The organism is Streptococcus sp. 2021WUSS109, assembly GCF_044427305.1.
Lineage (GTDB): Bacteria > Bacillota > Bacilli > Lactobacillales > Streptococcaceae > Streptococcus > Streptococcus suis.
The window spans coordinates 1-5,664 of record NZ_JAOTGF010000041.1; the positions used below are offsets into that span (position 1 = coordinate 1).

Annotated in this window: 1 tRNA gene, 3 rRNA genes and 1 pseudogene; all 5 read left to right on the plus strand. The window is 48.3% G+C overall.

The features are described from left to right. Positions 1-196, plus strand: a pseudogene (locus tag ODU37_RS10410) (hypothetical protein); the annotation flags it as partial. A gap of 151 nt (positions 197-347) precedes the next feature. Continuing rightward, positions 348-1,896, plus strand: a 16S ribosomal RNA gene (locus tag ODU37_RS10415). Positions 1,897-1,948: 52 nt separating this feature from the next. After that, positions 1,949-2,021: transfer RNA gene (locus ODU37_RS10420), tRNA-Ala, on the plus strand. A 420-nt stretch (positions 2,022-2,441) separates the two neighbouring features. Next, a 23S ribosomal RNA gene (locus ODU37_RS10425) occupies positions 2,442-5,345 on the plus strand. Between the two features lie 202 nt (positions 5,346-5,547). After that, positions 5,548-5,663, plus strand: a 5S ribosomal RNA gene (rrf, locus tag ODU37_RS10430). The 16S, 23S and 5S rRNA genes sit together here with 1 tRNA gene alongside, the layout of an rRNA operon. Position 5,664: the final 1 nt, after the last annotated feature.

The following is a 5,664-nucleotide window of genomic DNA, read 5'->3' on the forward strand; positions in this document are numbered from 1 at the left end:
TGATAGAATAAATGAGTTGTCTCTTGAGGGGCTAGTCAGTAGCGGAATGAAAAAAAGTTTCGAAAAAGTGTTGACAAGTTCAGTAGAAGATGATAGAATGATTGAGTTGTCTCTTGAGGGACTAGTCAACAGAGGAACGAAAAAAAGTTTCAAAAAAGTGTTGACAAAGTTTCTAAGAAATGATAAACTAAGATAGTTGTCGCGAGAGCGCGATAACGAACAAGACCTTTGAAAATTAAAGAAGACGAACCAAACGTGCAGGGTGATTTATCTAAGGATAAATCGTCAATGACAAAACAAAACAATAAAACGGAAAGCTAGTGATAGCTTGAGTTTGAATCAAAACTTTTTATGAGAGTTTGATCCTGGCTCAGGACGAACGCTGGCGGCGTGCCTAATACATGCAAGTAGAACGCTGAAGTCTGGTGCTTGCACTAGACGGATGAGTTGCGAACGGGTGAGTAACGCGTAGGTAACCTGCCTCATAGCGGGGGATAACTATTGGAAACGATAGCTAATACCGCATAACAGTATTTACCGCATGGTAGATGCTTGAAAGGAGCAACTGCTTCACTATGAGATGGACCTGCGTTGTATTAGCTAGTTGGTGAGGTAACGGCTCACCAAGGCATCGATACATAGCCGACCTGAGAGGGTGATCGGCCACACTGGGACTGAGACACGGCCCAGACTCCTACGGGAGGCAGCAGTAGGGAATCTTCGGCAATGGGGGCAACCCTGACCGAGCAACGCCGCGTGAGTGAAGAAGGTTTTCGGATCGTAAAGCTCTGTTGTAAGAGAAGAACGTGTGTGAGAGTGGAAAGTTCACACAGTGACGGTATCTTACCAGAAAGGGACGGCTAACTACGTGCCAGCAGCCGCGGTAATACGTAGGTCCCGAGCGTTGTCCGGATTTATTGGGCGTAAAGCGAGCGCAGGCGGTTTGATAAGTCTGAAGTAAAAGGCTGTGGCTTAACCATAGTACGCTTTGGAAACTGTCAAACTTGAGTGCAGAAGGGGAGAGTGGAATTCCATGTGTAGCGGTGAAATGCGTAGATATATGGAGGAACACCGGTGGCGAAAGCGGCTCTCTGGTCTGTAACTGACGCTGAGGCTCGAAAGCGTGGGGAGCGAACAGGATTAGATACCCTGGTAGTCCACGCCGTAAACGATGAGTGCTAGGTGTTGGGTCCTTTCCGGGACTCAGTGCCGCAGCTAACGCATTAAGCACTCCGCCTGGGGAGTACGACCGCAAGGTTGAAACTCAAAGGAATTGACGGGGGCCCGCACAAGCGGTGGAGCATGTGGTTTAATTCGAAGCAACGCGAAGAACCTTACCAGGTCTTGACATCCCAGTGACCGTCCTAGAGATAGGATTTTTCTTCGGAACACTGGTGACAGGTGGTGCATGGTTGTCGTCAGCTCGTGTCGTGAGATGTTGGGTTAAGTCCCGCAACGAGCGCAACCCCTATTGTTAGTTGCCATCATTCAGTTGGGCACTCTAGCGAGACTGCCGGTAATAAACCGGAGGAAGGTGGGGATGACGTCAAATCATCATGCCCCTTATGACCTGGGCTACACACGTGCTACAATGGCTGGTACAACGAGTCGCAAGTCGGTGACGGCAAGCTAATCTCTTAAAGCCAGTCTCAGTTCGGATTGTAGGCTGCAACTCGCCTACATGAAGTCGGAATCGCTAGTAATCGCGGATCAGCACGCCGCGGTGAATACGTTCCCGGGCCTTGTACACACCGCCCGTCACACCACGAGAGTTTGTAACACCCGAAGTCGGTGAGGTAACCTTTTAGGAGCCAGCCGCCTAAGGTGGGATAGATGATTGGGGTGAAGTCGTAACAAGGTAGCCGTATCGGAAGGTGCGGCTGGATCACCTCCTTTCTAAGGAAATGGAACCTGTACGTTAGTCTTCTTTAATTTTGAGAGGTCTTGTGGGGCCTTAGCTCAGCTGGGAGAGCGCCTGCTTTGCACGCAGGAGGTCAGCGGTTCGATCCCGCTAGGCTCCATAGGATAGGAATCCTACTAAACTGAATAGCAGTGAAGTTGAATTCACGACTAACTTCTTAGGAAATAGGAAAATAGATAATCTTCCTTGTGTGTAAGACACACAGCGTCAGATTCCTAATTTTCTCCAGAAGTTTCGCAGAAGCGACCGTCGTTCATATCCTAAACTTGTCCATTGAAAATTGAATATCTATCAAACATTCCTAAACGTATGTAACAGTACGTATAGAAATAGTAACAAGAAAATAAACCGAAAACGCTGTGAATATTTAATGAGTTTTCTAATTTTTGAAAAATTAGGTTAAAACAAGTTACGAAGACGTTAAGGAAAGTGTATGATTTTAGGAAATCATCGCAGTAGTCTAAGGACTACAAGAGGATTTGTCTAAATCACTAGTTTTCTAGTCTGAGTACGATTATAAGGTTAAGTTAATAAGGGCGCACGGTGGATGCCTTGGCACTAGAAGCCGATGAAGGACGTGACTAACGACGAAATGCCTTGGGGAGCTGTAAGTAAGCAATGATCCAGGGATGTCCGAATGGGGGAACCCGGCAGGTAATGCCTGTCACTCACTACTGTTAAGGTAGTGAAGAGGAAGACGCAGTGAACTGAAACATCTAAGTAGCTGCAGGAAGAGAAAGCAAAAGCGATTGCCTTAGTAGCGGCGAGCGAAACGGCAGGAGGGCAAACCGAGGAGTTTACTCCTCGGGGTTGTAGGACTGCAATGTGGACTTAAAGAGTATAGAAGAACTACCTGGGAAGGTAGGCCAAAGAGAGTAAAAGCCTCGTATTTGAAATATTCTTTATACCTAGCAGTATCCTGAGTACGGCGAGACACGCGAAATCTCGTCGGAATCCGGGAGGACCATCTCCCAACCCTAAATACTCTCTAGTGACCGATAGTGAACCAGTACCGTGAGGGAAAGGTGAAAAGTACCCCGGAAGGGGAGTGAAATAGAACCTGAAACCGTGTGCCTACAACAAGTTCGAGCCCGTTAATGGGTGAGAGCGTGCCTTTTGTAGAATGAACCGGCGAGTTACGATATGATGCGAGGTTAAGTTGAAGAGACGGAGCCGTAGGGAAACCGAGTCTTAATAGGGCGGATTAGTATTATGTCGTAGACCCGAAACCATGTGACCTACCCATGAGCAGGTTGAAGGTGCGGTAAGACGCACTGGAGGACCGAACCAGGGCACGTTGAAAAGTGCTTGGATGACTTGTGGGTAGCGGAGAAATTCCAAACGAACTTGGAGATAGCTGGTTCTCTCCGAAATAGCTTTAGGGCTAGCGTCGACATTTGAGAATCTTGGAGGTAGAGCACTGTTTGGATGAGGGGGCCATCTCGGTTTACTGATTTCAGATAAACTCCGAATGCCAATGATTTATGGTCGGCAGTCAGACTGCGAGTGCTAAGATCCGTAGTCGAAAGGGAAACAGCCCAGACCACCAGCTAAGGTCCCAAAATAATTGTTAAGTGGAAAAGGATGTGGGGTTGCACAGACAACTAGGATGTTAGCTTAGAAGCAGCTATTCATTCAAAGAGTGCGTAATAGCTCACTAGTCGAGTGACCCTGCGCCGAAAATGTACCGGGGCTGAAACAATTTACCGAAGCTGTGGATAACACTTAGGTGTTATGGTAGGAGAGCGTTCTATGTGTGAAGAAGGTATACCGTGAGGAGTGCTGGAACGCATAGAAGTGAGAATGCCGGTATGAGTAGCGAAAGATGGGTGAGAATCCCATCCACCGTAAGACTAAGGTTTCCAGGGGAAGGCTCGTCCGCCCTGGGTTAGTCGGGACCTAAGGAGAGACCGAAGGGTGTATCCGATGGACAACAGGTTGATATTCCTGTACTAGAGTATGAAGTGATGGAGGGACGCAGTAGGCTAACTAAAGCGGGCGATTGGAAGTGCCCGTCTAAGCAGTGAGGTGTGATATGAGTCAAATGCTTGTATCTGTAACATTGAGCTGTGATGGGGAGCGAAGTTAAGTAGCGAAGTTAGTGACGTCACACTGCCGAGAAAAGCTTCTAGCGATGTATCATACTCTACCCGTACCGCAAACCGACACAGGTAGTCGAGGCGAGTAGCCTCAGGTGAGCGAGAGAACTCTCGTTAAGGAACTCGGCAAAATGACCCCGTAACTTCGGGAGAAGGGGTGCTGACTTACAGTCAGCCGCAGTGAATAGGCCCAAGCAACTGTTTATCAAAAACACAGCTCTCTGCTAAATCGTAAGATGATGTATAGGGGGTGACGCCTGCCCGGTGCTGGAAGGTTAAGAGGAGGGTTTAGCGCGAGCGAAGATCTGAATTGAAGCCCCAGTAAACGGCGGCCGTAACTATAACGGTCCTAAGGTAGCGAAATTCCTTGTCGGGTAAGTTCCGACCCGCACGAAAGGCGTAATGATTTGGGCACTGTCTCAACGAGAGACTCGGTGAAATTTTAGTACCTGTGAAGATGCAGGTTACCCGCGACAGGACGGAAAGACCCCATGGAGCTTTACTGCAGTTTGATATTGAGTATCTGTACCACATGTACAGGATAGGTAGGAGCCTACGAAGTCGGGACGCCAGTTTCGACGGAGGCGCTGTTGGGATACTACCCTTGTGTTATGGCTACTCTAACCCGGATAGGTTATCCCTATCGGAGACAGTGTCTGACGGGCAGTTTGACTGGGGCGGTCGCCTCCTAAAAGGTAACGGAGGCGCCCAAAGGTTCCCTCAGAATGGTTGGAAATCATTCGCAGAGTGTAAAGGTATAAGGGAGCTTGACTGCGAGAGCTACAACTCGAGCAGGGACGAAAGTCGGGCTTAGTGATCCGGTGGTTCCGTATGGAAGGGCCATCGCTCAACGGATAAAAGCTACCCTGGGGATAACAGGCTTATCTCCCCCAAGAGTTCACATCGACGGGGAGGTTTGGCACCTCGATGTCGGCTCGTCGCATCCTGGGGCTGTAGTCGGTCCCAAGGGTTGGGCTGTTCGCCCATTAAAGCGGCACGCGAGCTGGGTTCAGAACGTCGTGAGACAGTTCGGTCCCTATCCGTCGCGGGCGTAGGAAATTTGAGAGGATCTGCTCCTAGTACGAGAGGACCAGAGTGGACTTACCGCTGGTGTACCAGTTGTCTTGCCAAAGGCATCGCTGGGTAGCTATGTAGGGACGGGATAAACGCTGAAAGCATCTAAGTGTGAAACCCACCTCAAGATGAGATTTCCCATAACTTTATGTTAGTAAGAGCCCTGAGAGATGATCAGGTAGATAGGTTGGAAGTGGAAGTGTGGCGACACATGTAGCGGACCAATACTAATCGCTCGAGGACTTATCCAAATTAAGTAATGAGAACGTTAAGAAAAGCGTATGATTTTAGGAAATCAACGCCGAAGTCGGTTAGACTTCAAGGCGATTTATCTAAATCACTAGCTTTTTAGTTCGAATACAATTACTTATTAAAACCGAAGTCAATATTGACAGCGTTGGTAAAACTTGTTAGAATATAGATATTCAATTTTGAGTTGACAAGACTCAGTAGTTAAGTGACGATAGCCTAGGAGATACACCTGTACCCATGCCGAACACAGCAGTTAAGCCCTAGAACGCCTGAAGTAGTTGGGGGTTGCCCCCTGTTAGATACGGTAGTCGCTTAGCA